This window comes from Streptomyces sp. NPDC030991 (assembly GCF_055571235.1).
On record NZ_JBVIFR010000001.1, the window covers coordinates 134,701 to 150,965 of the forward strand.

General features: G+C 72.0%; 11 protein-coding genes. 4 read left to right on the forward strand and 7 right to left on the reverse strand.

All coding sequences use genetic code 11. The features are described from left to right. The first annotated feature begins 5 nt into the window (after window positions 1-5). The 3 genes from ACZ45E_RS00670 (at window position 6) to ACZ45E_RS00680 (ending at window position 2,073) form a co-directional block, all read left to right on the forward strand. Window positions 6-605, forward strand: coding sequence for a DUF6328 family protein (locus tag ACZ45E_RS00670; protein WP_468215957.1), 600 nt, complete (start codon window positions 6-8; stop codon window positions 603-605). Between the two features lie 26 nt (window positions 606-631). Beyond that, window positions 632-1,600 (forward strand): LLM class F420-dependent oxidoreductase, encoded by a 969-nt coding sequence (locus ACZ45E_RS00675; protein WP_468214791.1) that lies wholly within the window; start codon window positions 632-634, stop codon window positions 1,598-1,600. 89 nt (window positions 1,601-1,689) lie between these two features. After that, window positions 1,690-2,073: a hypothetical protein gene (locus tag ACZ45E_RS00680; protein ID WP_468214793.1), complete on the forward strand. Its 384-nt coding sequence runs from the start codon at window positions 1,690-1,692 to the stop codon at window positions 2,071-2,073. 11 nt (window positions 2,074-2,084) lie between these two features. Here ACZ45E_RS00680 and nrfD read toward each other — a convergent pair whose 3' ends face one another. The 6 genes from nrfD to ACZ45E_RS00710 all read right to left on the reverse strand — a co-directional run bounded on the left by nrfD (window position 2,085) and on the right by ACZ45E_RS00710 (window position 12,080). Then, window positions 2,085-3,044, reverse strand: coding sequence for an NrfD/PsrC family molybdoenzyme membrane anchor subunit (gene nrfD, locus ACZ45E_RS00685; protein WP_468214795.1), 960 nt, complete (start codon window positions 3,042-3,044; stop codon window positions 2,085-2,087). Further along, window positions 3,041-3,913 (reverse strand): 4Fe-4S dicluster domain-containing protein, encoded by an 873-nt coding sequence (locus ACZ45E_RS00690; RefSeq protein ID WP_468214797.1) that lies wholly within the window; start codon window positions 3,911-3,913, stop codon window positions 3,041-3,043. Before ACZ45E_RS00690 ends, nrfD begins: the two co-directional genes overlap by 4 nt. Continuing rightward, window positions 3,910-7,155, reverse strand: a complete 3,246-nt coding sequence (gene fdh / locus ACZ45E_RS00695; RefSeq protein WP_468214799.1) for a formate dehydrogenase — start codon at window positions 7,153-7,155, stop codon at window positions 3,910-3,912. The genes ACZ45E_RS00690 and fdh overlap by 4 nt, the downstream gene beginning before the upstream one ends. Window positions 7,156-7,179: 24 nt before the next feature. Next, window positions 7,180-7,407 carry a hypothetical protein gene (locus ACZ45E_RS00700; protein WP_468214800.1) on the reverse strand — a complete coding sequence of 76 codons (228 nt, stop codon included), beginning with the start codon at window positions 7,405-7,407 and terminating at the stop codon, window positions 7,180-7,182. Window positions 7,408-7,505: 98 nt separating this feature from the next. Next, on the reverse strand, window positions 7,506-9,521 hold the full coding sequence (locus ACZ45E_RS00705; RefSeq protein ID WP_468214803.1) for an ATP-binding protein: 2,016 nt from the start codon (window positions 9,519-9,521) through the stop codon (window positions 7,506-7,508). Window positions 9,522-9,713: 192 nt separating this feature from the next. Beyond that, window positions 9,714-12,080 (reverse strand): penicillin acylase family protein, encoded by a 2,367-nt coding sequence (locus tag ACZ45E_RS00710; protein WP_468214805.1) that lies wholly within the window; start codon window positions 12,078-12,080, stop codon window positions 9,714-9,716. A 217-nt stretch (window positions 12,081-12,297) separates the two neighbouring features. On the opposite strand from ACZ45E_RS00710, the gene ACZ45E_RS00715 reads away from it, so the two are divergent. Further along, window positions 12,298-12,672, forward strand: a complete 375-nt coding sequence (locus ACZ45E_RS00715; protein WP_468215959.1) for a PPOX class F420-dependent oxidoreductase — start codon at window positions 12,298-12,300, stop codon at window positions 12,670-12,672. Window positions 12,673-12,783: 111 nt separating this feature from the next. Here ACZ45E_RS00715 and ACZ45E_RS00720 read toward each other — a convergent pair whose 3' ends face one another. Continuing rightward, on the reverse strand, window positions 12,784-16,155 hold the full coding sequence (locus ACZ45E_RS00720) for a CARDB domain-containing protein (RefSeq protein WP_468215961.1): 3,372 nt from the start codon (window positions 16,153-16,155) through the stop codon (window positions 12,784-12,786). Between the last annotated feature and the right edge of the window lie 110 nt (window positions 16,156-16,265).

Genomic DNA, 16,265 nt, shown 5'->3' on the forward strand with positions numbered 1-16,265 from the left:
ACGGACTGAACAGGGGCGGCCGGTCCGGCCACCGGCGCGGCCGGACGGAGACGGTCGAGGAGAAGGCCGACCGGCAGTGGGCGGAGCTCGTCCAGGAGTTGCGGGTCGCCCTGACCGGTGTGCAGATCCTCTTCGGTTTCCTGCTCACCGTCGTCTTCACACCACGGTTCACCGAGCTTTCCGACACCAACCGCACCATCTACATCGTCACGGTCATCCTCGGGTCCGCCGCGACCGGCGCCCTGATCGGCCCGGTCGCCCTGCACCGGCAGATCCGCGGACGGCGCATCAAACCGCAGGCGGTGCTCTGGTCCTCCCGCCTCACCTTCGTGGGCCTCGTCCTGCTGCTGGCCACCCTGACCTCGGCGCTGTTCCTGATCCTGCGCGTCGCGACGCACGACGGACTCACCCCGGTGCTCGTCGCGGGGGTCCTCGCCTGGTACCTGCTCTGCTGGTTCGTCCTCCCGGCCTGGGTCCGAAGACGGCACACCGAGGAGGAATCGGCCACCGAAACCGACCCCCGTACCGACACCGATACCCACAGCAATACCGATACCGATACCGATACCGATACCGACAGCAACGGCAACGACGCCTCGCGTTGACCCCCAGACCCGATCAGGAGGCGAACATGGTGCACATCGGCTACACGATGATGACCGAACAGGCCGGACCCCGGGACCTCGTACGGCACGTCGTGGCCGCCGAAGAGGCGGGCTTCGACTTCTCCGTCACGTCCGACCACTACTCCCCGTGGCTGGCCGAACAAGGCCACTCCCCCTACGCCTGGGCCGTGCTCGGCGCCGCCGCCCAGGCGACCTCGCGCATCCCGTTGATGACCTACGTGACGTGTCCGACCACGCGCTACCACCCGGCGGTCGTCGCGCAGAAGGCCGCCACGCTCCAGCTGCTGTCCCAGGGCCGGTTCCGCCTCGGCCTCGGCTCCGGCGAGAACCTCAACGAGCACGTGGTGGGCGGGGGCTGGCCCGCGCCCGGCGTGCGGCTGGAGAAGTTCGAGGAGGCCGTCGGCATCATCCGCGCCCTGCTCGACGGTGAGGAACTCACCCATCGCGGCCGCCACTTCGAGGTCGACCGGGCCCGCCTGTGGGACCGGCCCGACACCCCGCCCCCGATCGGTGTCGCCGTCTCGGGACCGGCCTCCTGCGCGCTGGCGGGCCGTGTCGCGGACCTGGTCATCGCCACCGAGCCCCGCGGCGAACTGCTCGATGCCTTCGACCGCGCCGGTGGTGCCGGAAAGCCGCGTGTCGGCCAGCTTCCCGTCTGCTACGACCCGGACCGGTCGGCCGCGGTCAAGCGCGCCCACGAGCAGTTCCGCTGGTTCGCCGGCGGGTGGCGGGTCAACGCCGAGCTGCCGCACCCCGTCTCGTTCGCCGGTGCCACCGAGCTGGTGTCCCCCGAGGACGTCGCCAAGTCCATCCCGTGCGGCAGCGATGTCACCGAGTTCGTCGAGGCCGTACGGCCCTTCGCCGACGCGGGGTTCACCGAGGTCACGCTCGTCCAGATCGGGGGGGACCACCAGGACGCCTTCTTCACCTGGGCCCGCGACGAACTGCTGCCCGCTCTGCGCGCGGCTCTGTAGACCGCTCCGGCGCCGACCGGACACGAACCACAAGTACAGCAATGGACCGACCGACGGTCTCCGACGACCCGATACAGGAGAAACCCCTGATGAACAGCGCTTCCGACGACAACCAGACCCTCGTCACCGTGACCTTGAGCAACTGCTCGGCCCAGGACGCCGAGAGCGTCCTCACCTACCTCGCCTCGCACTTCCCCGACCGGGCGTCCACCGGGGACGGCTCCGACTCCTCCGCCACGCCCACCACGGTGTGGACCGCACAGCTCGACGTCGGCGCCGCCTCCTCCGGCTCCGCGTCCGGCTCCCCGAGCGGTGCCGGCCTTGAGGGCGCCGTCTCCGTGTCCGCGCAGGGAGTCCCCCACGAGGTCGGCGCCGTCCGTGAGGCGCTGGCACGGGCGTTCCGCGTCGAGGACGCCGGGTCGGCCTCCGGCGACCAGGAACTCGACGCCCAGTTCCGGCTCACCTCACGCTGAGGTCCACCCGCTCACCGGGCCCGCCGCCGATCGACTCGTTCGCGCTGCGGGCCCACGGTGTACCTGGGGTCCTCGGCCGAGGCGACGCCCGCGTCGAAGATCCCGAAGCGGGTGCACGCCGAGCCCGCGAGCAGTGCGAGGCCCGAGGCGATCGCGGCCGGCCGGCTGCGGCCCAGGACGGCGGCGCCCGCGGCCCCGGCGAGCGTCAGCGCCTGCGCCGTGCGCAGGAGCGTGCCCGCCCGCCCCTGCCGGTACGTCTCGGCGACGGGGCCGAGGCGCCGCTCCGCCGCCTTCACGGCCACGGTGTCCGCGAGCGCGGCGAGCCCGGCCGCGTACCGCGCGGGGGCGGTCTCGTGCACGGGGGCGACGAGGAGGGCCATGCCCGCGGCGGCGGCCGTCGCGGAGGCCGTGAAGAGGTAGGGCAGTTCGCGGTGGGCCCCGTGCCAGGCGGGGACCGCCGTGTCGGCCGCCAGGACGGCGGTGTACGCGGCGACCACGGGGCCGAGCACGGCGGCCGTCCCCGTCGCCACGGCCCCGGCCCTGGGCAGCCGGCCGGTGACGGCACTGGCCGCGGCGGCGCCGGCGGCCGGGCCGTAGGCGCTGAGAAGCCAGGAGCCCATGCTCATCGGTGAGGTGGGCTTGAAGACCCGCAGCATGTTGGCGAAACGGGACGGCCGGCCCAGGTCGTGGACGAGCGCCGCGGCCGACAGCGAGACGGCGGCCAGGGAGGACACCTTCAGGGCGGTCGCCGTCCGGGGGCGGTCCGTGAGCTGCGCGGCCGCCGCGACGACGGAGCCCGCCCCGGCGAGCCCGCCGAGGAAGAAGTACCCGGCGATGTCGCGCGCCTGCCAGGACGGCGGCTTGATCACAGGGCGGCCGTAGTAGGAGTCGAACTCGGCCTTGGGCACCATGAGTTGCTCACCTCGGCGGCCTCGCCGCCGCTGCCCCGTCGGCCGGTCCTGCGCCGTCATCGCTGCCTCCTGCCGGCCGCCGCGAACGACACGGCGACGCCGCCGAGCAGCGCGAGCGCCGCGCCGGCCGCGTGCTTCCACATGGCCGGCAGATCGCGGGTGGTGACGACGGGGTCCGGTGGCAGCCCGTACACCTCGGGGCGGTCAAGGAGCAGGAAGAAGGCCCCGTCCCCGCCGACGCCGTCCTCGGGGTCGTGCCCGTACAGATGGGCCTGGTCGACGCCCGCTTTGTGCAGCTCCTCGACGCGCATCGCCGCCCTCTCCCGCAGTTCGTCGAGCGGCCCGAACTGGATGGACTCCGTGGGGCACGCCTTGGCGCAGGCCGGTTCCTGGCCCGCGCCGAGCCGGTCGTAGCACATCGTGCACTTGAAGACGCGGCCGTCCGTGGGGCGCTGCTCGATGACGCCGTACGGGCAGGCCGGGACGCAGTACCCGCAGCCGTTGCAGATGTCCTCCTGCACCACGACGGTGCCGAACTCGGTGCGGAACAGCGAGCCGGTGGGGCACACGTCGAGGCAGGCGGCGTGCGTGCAGTGCTTGCAGACGTCCGACGACATCAGCCAGCGCATGTCCGAACCCGACCCGCCGTCCACCAGCGGCAGTTGGGTTCGTCCCTCGGGCGCGGGCTGCTCGCCCGGCTCCCCGTCCACCAGCGGCAGTTGCGTACGCCCCTGGGGCGCGGGCTGCTCGATGAACGCGACGTGCCGCCAGGTGGACGCGCCGAGCGCCTGCGTGTTGTCGTACGACATCCCGGTCAGCGAGAGGCCGTCCTCGGGGATGGCGTTCCACTCCTTGCACGCCACCTCGCAGGCCTTGCACCCGATGCACACGGACGTGTCGGTGAAGAACCCGACCCTCTCCTCGCTCATGTCCGGCTCTCCGTCCCGGTGGTGTCGGTGATGCCCGCGCGGCGCCGGTACGCCGCCACCAGGCGCGGCAGCTCCGGTCCCCGGGGGCGGCGGCCCGGGCGGATGTCGGCGGTGAGCGCCTTGTCCTCCTGGATGTGCGCGTTGGGGTCGAGCGTGATGGCGACGAGTTCGTTGGCGGCGTCGCCGGTGGCCACGCCGTTGGGCCCCCAGTGGAAGGGCAGGCCGATCTGGTGGACGGTGCGGCCCTGCACGGTCAGGGACTTGATGCGGTCGGTGACCATGACGCGTGCCTCGATGGCGTTGCGCGCGGTGACGATGGTGGCCCAGCCGCCGTGTTCGAGTCCGCGCTCGGCGGCGAGCTGCGGGGAGAGCTCGCAGAACAGTTCCGGCTGCAGCTCGGACAGGTACGGCGACCAGCGGCTCATGCCGCCCGCCGTGAAGTGTTCGGTGAGCCGGTGGGTGGTGAGGATGTACGGGTAGACGTCCGCGCCGGGCTCGGCGGCGCTGGGGTGGTAGCGGTTGCCCTCGCGGGAGATGACCTGCCGCACCGGGGAGCGCGGGGTGCGCGGGTAGAGCGCGTTGGTGAAGGGCGAGTCCTGCGGCTCGTAGTGGGCGGGCAGGGGGCCGTCCTCCAGGCCCGCGGGCGCGTACAGCCAGCCTTTTCCGTCGGCCTGCATGATGAACGGGTCGTCGCCGCGCAGCGCGTCGGGGCCGGTCGCGTCGTCGGCGGGCACGTGGCCGGGGGCCCGGTCGGGCACGAAGTCCGGCACGTCGTGGCCGGTCCACCGGCCGGCGTCGGGGTCCCACCACACATGGGCCTTGCGCTCGCTCCACGGGGTTCCGTCGGGGGCGGCGGAGGCGCGGTTGTAGAGGATGCGGCGGTTGGCCGGCCAGGCCCAGGCCCACTCGGCGGCGACCCAGTCCTGTTCCTGCTGGGGCTTCTTGCGGGCGGCCTGGTTGATGCCGTCGGCGTAGACGCCGCAGTAGATCCAGCAGCCGCAGCTGGTCGACCCGTCGTCCTTCAGCTCCGTGTAGGCGGACAGCGGAGATCCGTCGGGGCCGTGGCCGTTGATCTCGGCGAGCACGGCGGCGGCGACGGGCTCGTCCAGCCGTCCCTCGACGGGGTAGTCCCAGGTGAGGTCCAGGACCGGCCGGTCCATCGGGTCGGTGGAACCGGCCAGCTTCTCCTTGATGCGGCGGCCCAGGTGGTACATGAACCAGAGGTCGCTGCGGGCCTCGCCCGTGGGTTCGACGGCCGCGTGGTGCCACTGGACCCAGCGGTTGGTGTTGGTGAACGACCCGGACTTCTCCGTGTGGGCGGCGGCGGGGAAGAAGAAGACCTCCGTGCCGATGTCCTCGGTGCGCAGTTCGCCGCTCTCGATCTCCGGCCCGTCCTGCCACCAGGTGGCGGACTCGATGAGCGAGAAGTCCCGTACGACGAGCCAGTCGAGCTGGGCCATGCCCATGCGTTGCAGGCGGGTGTTGGCCGAGCCGACTGCGGGGTTCTCGCCCATCAGGAAGTAGCCCTTGCACTCGCCGTCGAGCTGCGACATCACCGTCTCGTACGTGGAGTGCGAACCGGTGAGGCGGGGGAGGTGGTCGAAGCAGAAGTCGTTCTCCTCGCGCGCCGCGTCGCCGTAGTACGCCTTCAGCAGGCTCACGAAGTAGGACCGCATGTCGGCCCAGAAGCCCTTCTCGGTGCGGGACGCCTTGATGAAGCTCTCGAGGTCGATGTGCTGGTGGGCATGGGGCATCGGCAGATAGCCCGGGAGCAGGTTGTACAGGGTCGGGATGTCGCTGGACCCCTGGATGGAGGCGTGTCCGCGCAGCGCCTGGATGCCGCCGCCGGGGCGGCCGATGTTGCCGAGCAGGAGCTGGAGGATGCTCGCGGCGCGAATGTACTGCGAACCGGTGGTGTGCTGGGTCCACCCGACCGCGTAGACGAAACAACTGGTGCGCTCACGGCCGGAGTTGGAGGCGAGCGCGGCGCAGACGCGCAGGAAGGTCTCGCGCGGCACGCCGCACACGTCCTCGACCATCTCGGGTGTGTAGCGGGCGAAGTGCCGCTTGAGCACCTGGTACACGCAGCGCGGGTGTCGCAGGGTCGGGTCGGTGGGCGCGTCGGGGGTGGTGCGCGCGCCGCCGGAGCCGTGGGTCTCCGGGCGGCCCGCCGAGCGGACGCGGTCCTCGTACTGTTCGTCGACCTCGCCGGTCGGCTGCTGGACCTGCGCGCCCTCGTACTGCCAGCTGTGCTGGTCGTAGTGGCGCTTGTCCTCGTCAAGCCCGGAGAAGACGCCGTCCAAGTCCTCGGTGTCGCGGAAGTCCTCGGCGACCAGCGTCGCGGCGTTGGTGTAGTTGAGGACGTACTCGCGGAAGTCCTTCTCCTCGGTCAGGACGTGGTTGATGATCCCGCCGATGAAGGCGATGTCGCTGCCGGCCCGCAGCGGTACGTGCAGGTCGGCGAGTGCGCTCGTGCGGGTGTAGCGGGGGTCCACGTGGATGACCGTCGCACCGCGGGCCTTGGCCTCCATCACCCACTGGAAGCCCACCGGGTGGGCCTCGGCGTAGTTCGAGCCCTGGATGACGATGCAGTCGGAGTGCTGCTGGTCCTGCATGAACGTGGTCGCGCCGCCGCGGCCGAACGAGGTACCGAGCCCGGCGACGGTGGAGCTGTGGCAGACGCGTGCCTGGTTCTCCACCTGGACGACGCCGAGGCCGGTCAGCAACTTTTTGATCAGGTAGTTCTCTTCGTTGTCGAGCGTGGCCCCGCCGAGGCTCGCGATGCCCATGGTGCGGGCCGTACGCACGCCGTCCCTCTCCCACTCCCAGGTGGCGCGGCGGGTCTCGACGACGCGGTCGGCCACCATGTCCATGGCCGTGTCGAGGTCCAGCGGTTCCCAGTCGGTGGCGTGGGGGCGCCGGTAGAGCACCTGGTGGTGCCGGGCCGCTCCGGTGGTCAGCTGGAGCGTGGCGGAGCCCTTCGGACAGAGCCGGCCGCGGCTGACCGGGGAGGCGGGGTCCCCCTCGATCTGCACGACCTTCTCGTCCTTGACGTACACCTGCTGGCCGCACCCGACGGCGCAGTACGGGCAGACGGACTGCGTCACCCGGTCCGCGGTGTCGGTGCGCGGGCGCAGTTCGGCCGTGGTCCGCGACCGGGCCGCGCTCCCCCGGCCGAGTCGGTCGTCCCCGGTGAGCTGCCGGTAGACGGGCCAGCCGCGGATTCGGTCGGTGACACCCATGGGGGCTCCTAGGCGGGGCGGGGATCAGGCCGGTGACTCGTCGGGGTCGGGGTGCTCGGGGTGCACGGTCTCCGATCGGGGGTCGCCGCGGCGCCGCGTGCCCGCCTCGTCCGTGTCGGGCACGTCGTCCGCACGGTCCGCCCCCTCGGCGGGCCCGTCGCTCGCTCCGTCCGCGCCGGCCTGTTGATCGGGCATGTCCCTGGGGACGGGAACCCCGTCCTCACCTGGGCCTTCGAGTCGATGATCAGTCATAGCAGCCTCCATTGTTCGCCACCTGGCACGGGTCCGCACGCGCAGCCACGGACGCGCACTGGGTACCGGGCTGGCCGCGGACGAAACGTGCCCCTGGCTCAGGAGTGCGCGCGCCCCCGCAGCACGAGGGCGAGACCGTCCTCGGCGTCGTCGTTCAGGGCGTCGTGGAAGGCCTTGTCGTACGCGTCGTTCCCGGCCGCCGTGCGGGCCTGCCGCTCCCACTGGTCGCGCACCTCGGAGAGTTCGGGTGTGCCGTGGTTCGGATGGCCGAGCATGCGCCAGTAGGTGTTCCCGGTGCCGGAGGTGCGGGCGGCTCCTATGCCGTTGCCCTGCGCCGCGTTGGCTCCCGTGAGGAGGTCGAGGGCGAGGGCGATGCCGAGGTTGTCGTGGAGGTTGTGCTTGCTGATCAGCATCGCGCGGGCGTGGCGCTCCGCGTCGTCGGGGCGGCCCTGGAGCAGGTCGATGAAGGCGAGCTGGTGGAAGGCGTAGGAGCGGGCCCAGTGCTCGCCGTAGCGCAGGCTGAGCCGGCGCAGGCCGGCGGCCGCTTCGTAGGCTTCGGCCAGTCGGCCCAGTGCGGAGTGGGCGAAGGTGCGGATCACCATGCAGCACAGCTGTGGCGCGCCCGACGGCGGCGAGGTGCTGTGGGTGACCAGGGCGCGGTCGCTCACCTCGTACGCGTCCTGGGGGCGGCCGGCCATGAGGTGGGTCAGGCCCAGGGTGTGGGCGGCGAAGAGCGCCGAGGCCGGTGTGCCGTCCCGTCGCGCGGCGTCGGCGCACTCCTCTCCTGTGCGCAGGGCGGCGCAGTGGTCGCCCTGGAGGGTGAGCGTGATGCCCAGGGCCCAGAGCGCGCGGGTGCGCGCCGGGCCTCCGGGGGCGTCGAGGGCGAGGACGCGTTCGAGGTAGTCGCGGGATTCGTGGAGGTGGCCGCAGCAGGGCCAGAACAGGCCCGTCCGGCCCGCCATGTCGAGGGCGGCCCCGGTGTCCTCGACCATGAGGTGGTCGAGGGCGGCGCGTACGTCGGTGTGGCTGTCGGCGACCCTGGTGTACCAGGAGACCTGCCGTTCGCTGAGCCACTCGGCCTCGGCCTGTTCCAGGAGGGCGGCGAAGTGCGCGGCGTGCAGCCGGGCGAGGGTGGCCTGCTCCCCCAGCTCCGCGAGCCACATGGCTCCGTACTCGCGCAGGGTGTCGAGCATGCGGTAGCGGGTGCCGGTCCGCTGGAGGACGGACTGGTCGGCGAGCCGGTCGAGGAGGCGCGGGATGTCGTGGTCGGTGAGGGGGCCGCCCGCGCAGACGGCCTGCGCGTCCGCTTCCTCGACGGGTCCGTGGAAGACGGAGAGCCGCGCCCACAGCAGGCGCTCGCGGGGGGTGCACAGCTCGTGGCTCCAGCCGATCGCGGTGCGCAGGGCGCGGTGGCGCTTGGGCCAGGCCGTCTCGTCGACGAGGGTGTCGAGCCGGGAGCTCAGTCGCTCGGCGACCTCGGTGAGGCTGATGTCCCGCAGTCGTGCGCAGGCGAGCTCGACGGCGAGGGGAATCCCTTCCAGGCGGCGGCAGACCGCGGCGATGGTCTCGGGGGTGCCCGGCGCGTCGAGCGGGACGCCCGGCGCGGTCGAGGCGCACCGCTCGCGGAAGAGGCGCACCGCGTCCGCGCCGCTGTCGTCGGTGGAGAGCGGGGTCACCTCGACGCACCGCTCCCGGTGCACGCCGAGCGGCTCTCTGCTGGTGGCCAGGATGGTCAACCGGGGCGCCGCGGTGAGCAGTTCGCTCACCAGGAGCCGGCAGGACGCCAGAACCCGCTCGCAGCAGTCGAGGACGAGCAGGACCTGCCGTCCGGCCAGCCACTCGCACAGCGCCTCGATGGGGGCCCGCGAGTTGTGGTCCAGGAGGTCGACGGCGTCGCAGACCGTGGCGGTGAACAGCCGGTCGTCGTAGAGGTGGGAGAGATCCGCCCACCACACGCCGTCGGCGTACGCGCCTTGCACCTCCTCGGCGACGCGCAGGGCCAGACGGCTCTTGCCGACGCCGCCGCCACCGGTGAGGGTGACCGATCGGTGTTCGGTCAACGCCGTTTTGACGGCGCCCAGTTCGCTGACGCGACCGACGAAGCTGGTCGTCATGACGGGAAGATTGCCTACCACGGTGCCATACTGCCGTGCCGCGGCGGATAAGCGGATCCTCCTGCAAGAAACGGCCATAAACGATCGGCTTTGGCGACTGGGCGAGCTGATTCGAGCGTTCGGTGTTCTGACCGATGCGCCACCGCCCGCGGGTGGCCGGGTGGTGGCGGACCGGAACGGGAACGGACCGTGTCAGCCGCGCAGGATCGTCACCCGCAGGGCCGGGTCGGCGGCGATCTCGGCCGCCGTGAACCGCTCGGTGACCCACTGCCCGCGGCTGAAGAGGCGGGTCTGGTCCGTGTAGTGCGGCGAGGCCGGGTTCGAGGACTGGCCGTAGGTGAGAAGGGTGCGGGTGCGGGGGCCGCCGGGGGTGAGCTCGACGGCCATCAGGAAGCTGGAGCCGAAGGCCTCGGCGGGCGGGGTGCCGGTGCCCGCGCCGGGGGCCGCATCCACCACGTTGAAGCAGCCCTTGTTCCCGTTGCAGCCGGGCAGCGGAATCCCGGCCCACTGCTGCACGGCGCCGAGTGCGGTGTCCACGGGGAGGTCCCGGGCGGCGAAGTCCTGGACGGCGTCGGCCAGGGCCCGGCGGACCCGCGCGTCCGCGCCGTCGATGCCGCGCGGCGTCGTGAGGGCGTGCGCCGGGTCGTAGGGGACGCGGTGCCAGGTGTCGGGGGGCCCGGTCCGCAGGAGGTGGTCGTAGAACGTGCCCCAGAGCGCGGCGCCCCGGCTGTCGGTGTCGGCGCGGGTGTCCCAGCGGGCGAGGGCCGCGCAGGCCCGCCGCACATCGGTCTCCTTGCCGTCGGTCGCCTCCAGGAGCGGGTGGGCGCGGCACAGGGCGACCACGTCGTCCCGGCCCGTCTCGGCCGACAGGACGCGGTTGCCGAACATCGAGGAGCGCAGGGTGCCGCCGGTGAACCCGGGGGCGCCGAGTCCGTCGGTGCCGTCCGCCCGCCGCGCGATCATGTCCACTCCGAGCTGCGCGCGCTGCCCGGGGCGGGATCCCACGTCGTACGTGCCGGGGAGCCCGGTGATCGGGGCATCGGGGTTGGTGTACCGCGGCCCGTTGTTGGAGTTGGCGACGTAGTCGGTGCGGGTCAGCTCCGGTTGGCGGGACGGGCCGTAGAGGCCGGGGACGAGTGCGTCGGGGTCGCTGCCCCAGGCGCAGGCCGATGTCGAGCCGTCGAGGGCTTCAGGTCCTTCCTCGCCGCCCGGGAGGGTGCAGCGTTCGAGCTGGGCGTCGGTGAGGTGCGGTACGGCGGAGGAGTCGGTGAAGTACGTGTCGCCGGAGGTGTCGGCGGCGAGCGTGTAGGTCCAGGGGATGCCCTGGTAGGTGTCCTGGGCGGTGCGCAGTTCACCGAGGCTGCGCGCCTTGCCCATGGCCAGCCAGGTGTTCATGGAGCGCAGGTTGTCGGCGTTGGCGTCCCGGACGGCGTAGGCGGTGCTCGTGGTCCAGCCGGAGGAGAGGACGGGGCCGAACCGTGAGGTGTAGAGCGTCCGTTCGGCCGTGGTGGTCCGGCCGTCGGCCCGGCGCACGGTGACCGGGACCGTGCGGCGTTCCATCCGCTCCGTCCGGCCGTCGACCACGTAGCCGGTCGGGTCGCCCGCCACGAGTTTCAGCGCGTAGGTGGAGGCGTGCTGGGCGTCGCTCGCGGTGTGCGTCCAGGCCAGGTCCCTGTTGTGGCCGATCAGGACGAGGGGCGTGCCGTACAGTCCGGCGCCGGACACGTCCAGGGTGCCGGGGATCGTCAACTGCACCTGGTAGAAGCGCAGGGCGCCGCCGGTCCAGGGAAGGTGCGGGTTGGCGAGGACCATCGCGTCGCCGGTGCGGGTGGCGTCGCGGCCGAGCGCCCAGCCGTTGCTGCCGAAGGCGTCCGTGCCGGTGTGCTGCCCGGCGGGGGCGGCGGCCGGGGTCCGCGCGGTCCTGGATCCGGCCGCGCCGTCGGCGCCGGCCGTCGGGGGTCTCGCGTCGCCGATGTCCGGCGCGAGCGGTACCAGGCCGGTCACCTCGTTGGCGTCGTGGACGATGCTCCACAGGTCGAGCGCGGTGATCGGGCGCGCCCACGGCTTGCCCTTGCAGCGGGCGTCCGGCAGGTCGCCGACGCCCGTCTCCCGCAGGTAGCGGTTGTAGCCGGCGGCGTATCCCTCCACCATCCGGCGCAGTTCCGCAGCCGGCCCCAACGGGGCTTTTTTGTGCAGCAGTTGGCGGACCGTGCCCGCTCGCCGCTGCCCCTGGTAGTACGTGTCGCTCGCCAGGTTTGCGCCCTCGCCCCGGTCTCCGTCGGGGCCGAAGTAGCGGGACCGCTCGCCCCGCACCGTCACCACCTGGTCGGCGAGTTCACACACGTTGTCCTGCGCGAACGCGTAGCCGTAGCCGTAGCCGAGCCCGTCGAAGTTCCGTGCGCGAATGTGCGGGATGCCGTACGCGGTACGGCTGATCTGTGCCGTGCGCCCGCCTCCGGAGAGGCTCTCCCGGGCCGGCCCCGCGGCGGCGGACGAGGGCACCGGCAGGAGGGCCGCGGTCAGCGACAGAAGACCGAGCGCGACGGCGGATCCGCTCAACCTCCGTAACAGAGAGCCTCTATGACGTGGCGTCAGCGTTCTGGATTCACCCATGCGCCCCACCCTTTCCGACAGGGCGGCGGACCGCATCCGGCCCCCGGGGGACACCCGCGACCCGGCCTCCCCCCTGGGAGGTACGCCCCACGGGCCGCCGGAACCCCCGTCTGCTCCCGGGGTCGTACGCCGACGGCGCCGATAGACTCCGGGCGTGTCAGCAATGGACGAGATCCGACGCAGCAAGTACATCAGCCTCACGACGTACCGGAAGGACGGAACCCCGGTCGCCACACCCGTCTGGCACGTGGGCCGGGACGATCACGAGCTGCTCGTGGTCACCCCCGCGGACTCCTGGAAGGTCAAGCGGCTCCGCAACAACAGCGCGGTGATGGTCACGGTGTGCGATGCGCGCGGCAAGACCGCTCCGGACGCTGCCACCTTGGGGGGCACCGGCCGTCTGCTCGACGAGGACGGCACCGCGGCCGCTCAGGCCCTCCTCGCCGAGCGGTACTTCCTGTCCCGGGTCGGCAACGGCCTCGTCAGGTTCCTGCGTCTGCGCAAGAAGCCGAACATCGGGATCGCCGTCACGCTCTGAACGGCGTCGGCCGCGGTGCCGTCCGCGCCGGGGCACGAGGGAGCTTCGCCGCCGGCGTGGACAGCGGGGCGTCGGACACGCCGGCGACGAAGGTTCGGGACGGGCCTGAGGTCAGCCCCGCTTGATGACGAACTGTGAGCCGGGCTCGGTCAGGATGTCGCCCTGCGCCGAGTTGGTGATGGTGACCCCGGTCAGTGTGGCGCTGCCGCGGGCGCCGGACATGGCCAGGATGCCCGAGCCGTTGTTCGACTTGTCGATGGTCACGTTGGTGACCTGGACATCGGGCAGCTCGCCACCGCCCGTCTTGAACTGGATGCCGTCGTAGGTGGAGTCGCGGATGTCGGTGTCGCGGATCGTGACACCGGGGATGGGTTGCCCTTGCGCGAACAGGGTGATCGCGCCGAACTCCTGGTCCTCGTTCCAGAAGGCTCCGCCGGTGCGGTACAGCCCGTTGTTCGCGATCAGGGTCGTACCGGAGAACGGCAGCGGGTCGTGGTCGGTGGCGAGCATGATCCCGGGGTAGTTCATGGTGTCCGAGACCAGGTTGTTCTCGATGGTGTTGCCGTAGCCGCCGTAGACCGCGATGCCGTTGGCGCGCCAGAGCAGTTGGACGGTGTTGTTGCGGAAGTGGTTGTCGTGGCCGACGTCGACCGAGGTGTCCTTCACGTACTTGCTGGCCCAGACCGCCAGGGCGTCGTCACCGGTGTTGCGGAACGAGGAGTTGAAGACCGTCGAGTTGCGGGTGCCGTTGGCGAAGTTGACGCCGTCGGCGTAGGTGTCGCGGATGCGGACGCCGTTGAACTCGACGCGGTCGCCGGGGCCCCACAGTTCGGGGATGTTGGAGTAGTCGCGGCCGACCCAGGCACCCACGTTGGCGTGCTCGATCCAGACGTTGGTGATCTTGGTGTCCTTGCCGAAGCGGCCGTTGAGCGCGACTCCGCCCTCCGCGTTGCCGTCACCGCCGCGGATCGTGCCGGAGCCGAAGACGGCGATGTCGGAGATCTTGGTGTTGTCGTCGATGTCGAAGCCGAAGTTGCCCTCGTGCGGGTGGTTGATGCCGCCGGCGTCCTGCGGCGCGATGAGGGAGTACAGCTGGGAGTGCCACATGCCGGCGCCCCTGAGGGTGACATCACGGATCCCGACCTGGTTGTACTGGCCGCGGTTCTGCGGGTCGTCGGTGAGGATCTTCTTCTCCTGGCGCCACTGCCCGGCCGGGACCCAGACGCAGGGGATCTTGCCGGTCTGGTCCGCCGTCACGGCACGCTGGATGGCGTCCGCGTCGTCGATGCCGTCGTTGGGCACGGCTCCGTACTCGGTGATGGAGACGCACTCGGCGGGCTTGGCGGCCGGTGCGGCGACCTGCTCCAGGTCGATCAGGTCGACGACGTAGAAGGCGGCGCTGTCCCCGCTGTCCCGCTGGAGCCGGAACGTCGTGCCCTCGGGGTAGGTCTGGGTGAGCAGGGCGTGGGACTCGTCGAACAGGCGGCGGGCGTCGCCGCCGGGCCGGTTGGTCAGCCCCTCCGGGTCGTCGGTGGTGCCGTAGAGCCAGCTGTGCTTGGACGAGAGGTTGAGCTTGCGGACGAAGGTGCCGTTCGCGTAGAGGCTGAGCGTCGCCTCCTGGCCGCCGCCGGCCGCGGCGTCCGGGATCGAGTTGCGTACGACGACCGAGTTCGAGGGCGTGGTGGAGGTGAACTCTACGTACTGGCCTGTGGAGTTGAGCCGCACCGACTTGCGGCCGGAGGACTCGGTGGCGAAGTTCGTGTGCCCGAAGGTGCGCTGGGCGTCGGCCGTGAGCAGGGTGCCGTTGGTGCGGCCGTCCTCCGCCTCGTACTCGGTGTAGGGCACGGCGGCGCCGCGTCCGACGACCAGGGTCCGGGCGAACGTGTTGTTGTTCTCGTTGGTCTCGGTGACCTTGTTCGTGGAGTCGGCCGTCGCGGTGAGGGCGGCTCCGCCGTTGGCGGCGGTCCAGCTGCCGCCGATGGACACGGTCGCCGAGGCGCCCGCGGCGACGGCGCCGGTGGCGCCGGTCAACGCGGTACCGCCGACGGTGAGTTGGGTGACGCTCCCGGTGGGCGCCGCGCTCGTGCCGCGGTTGTGCACGGTGACGGCGAAGGTGACCTTCGCACCGACGGCCGGGTTGGCCGGGGTGGTGGCTATCCCGGTGACCTCCAGGTCGGGTCCGGGCGCCTGGGTGACGACCAGCTTCGTGTCGGCGTTGCGGCTGTTGTTCGAGTTGTCCAGCTCGGGTACGGCGTCCGTCGGGTCCACGACCGCGGAGACGCTGTAGCTGCCCAGGGGGCGGGCGCCGACCTTGACGGGCACCTTCGCCGACGCGCCGGCGGCCAGGGCCCCGACGGCGGCGCTCCCGGCGACCGCGCCTTCCAGGCTGACGTCCACCGTGGTGGCGGGGGCCGCCGCGGTCCCGCCGTTGCGGACCGTCGCCTCGACCGTGACCGGGTCGGCCTCGGACGGGGCGGCGGGTGACCACGTCAGGCCGCTCACCGTCAGGTCGGGGGCGGGCGCGGCCGAGCCGACGACCTCGAACTCGGCCACCTGGCCGCCGCCCGCGCCACTGTTGCCGGAGAACTGCAGCCGTACGTCCGCGTAGCGGCCGGTGACCGGGATCGTCACGGTGTTCTGGTTCGCCGCCGGGTCGAAGGTGTACGCGGCCCGGTCCTTCAGCGAGGTGAAGTCGGTGGCTCCGGCCTTGCGGCCGAGGACCTGGAGAGTCTGGGTGCGGGTGCTCCAGGCGGCGTTCGGGCTGAGCTTGAGGACGACGCCGGTCAGGTCCGCGTCGGAGCCGAGCTTCACGGTCAGCGCGGCGGACTGACCGCTCGCCTCCCAGTAGGTGTCGGTGCTGCCGTCATTGGCGTTCGGCGCCAGGTAGTTCTGCGTCGTCGACGTCGCCTCGATCGGCTTGCGCAGGGCCAGGTTGGTCCCGGTGGGCGGCGGCTCCTGCGGGTCCCCGCCGCCGGCCGTGCCGAGGACCTCCACCTCGGACAACTGGGCGGCGTTCCAGCCGGTGTTGTCGCTGACCTGCACCCGCACGTACCGGGTCTCGGCCGTGACGTCGACGCTCACGCTGTTCCCCGAGCCCGGGGCGAAGGCCCGCTTCGCGGCGGCCGAGAGGGTGGTGAAGCCCTGCCCGTCCGGGCTGCCCTGGACGGCGACGGTCTCGGTGCGGGCCTCCCAGGAGGCGGGAAGCTTCAGGACGACCTCGTCGATGTCGACGGTGCGTCCCAGGTCGATCTGCACCCACTGGGGGAACGACCCGGTCGGGCCTTCCCAGTACGTGGCCTGGCTGCCGTCGGTGACGTTGCCCGCGGGGTAGCCGTCATGCACTCCCCCGGCCGTGGCCGGTCTGCCGAGCGCCACGTTCTGCGCTTCCGCGGCCTGGGCCGCCGCCGGGACCAGCCCGACGGTGAGCAGCCCCGCCGTCACCGCACCGGCCAGCCAACGCCATCTATGACGTGCCCCTGTCATTCCAGTCATGACGCTCCTTGAGGGGGTCCTCGGAGGCCCGGCGCGGCGCGTCCCAGCCGGCCGTCATCCAAGTATTGAGTTGCGCTGTTAATTTTTTGCGTAGTTTCGAT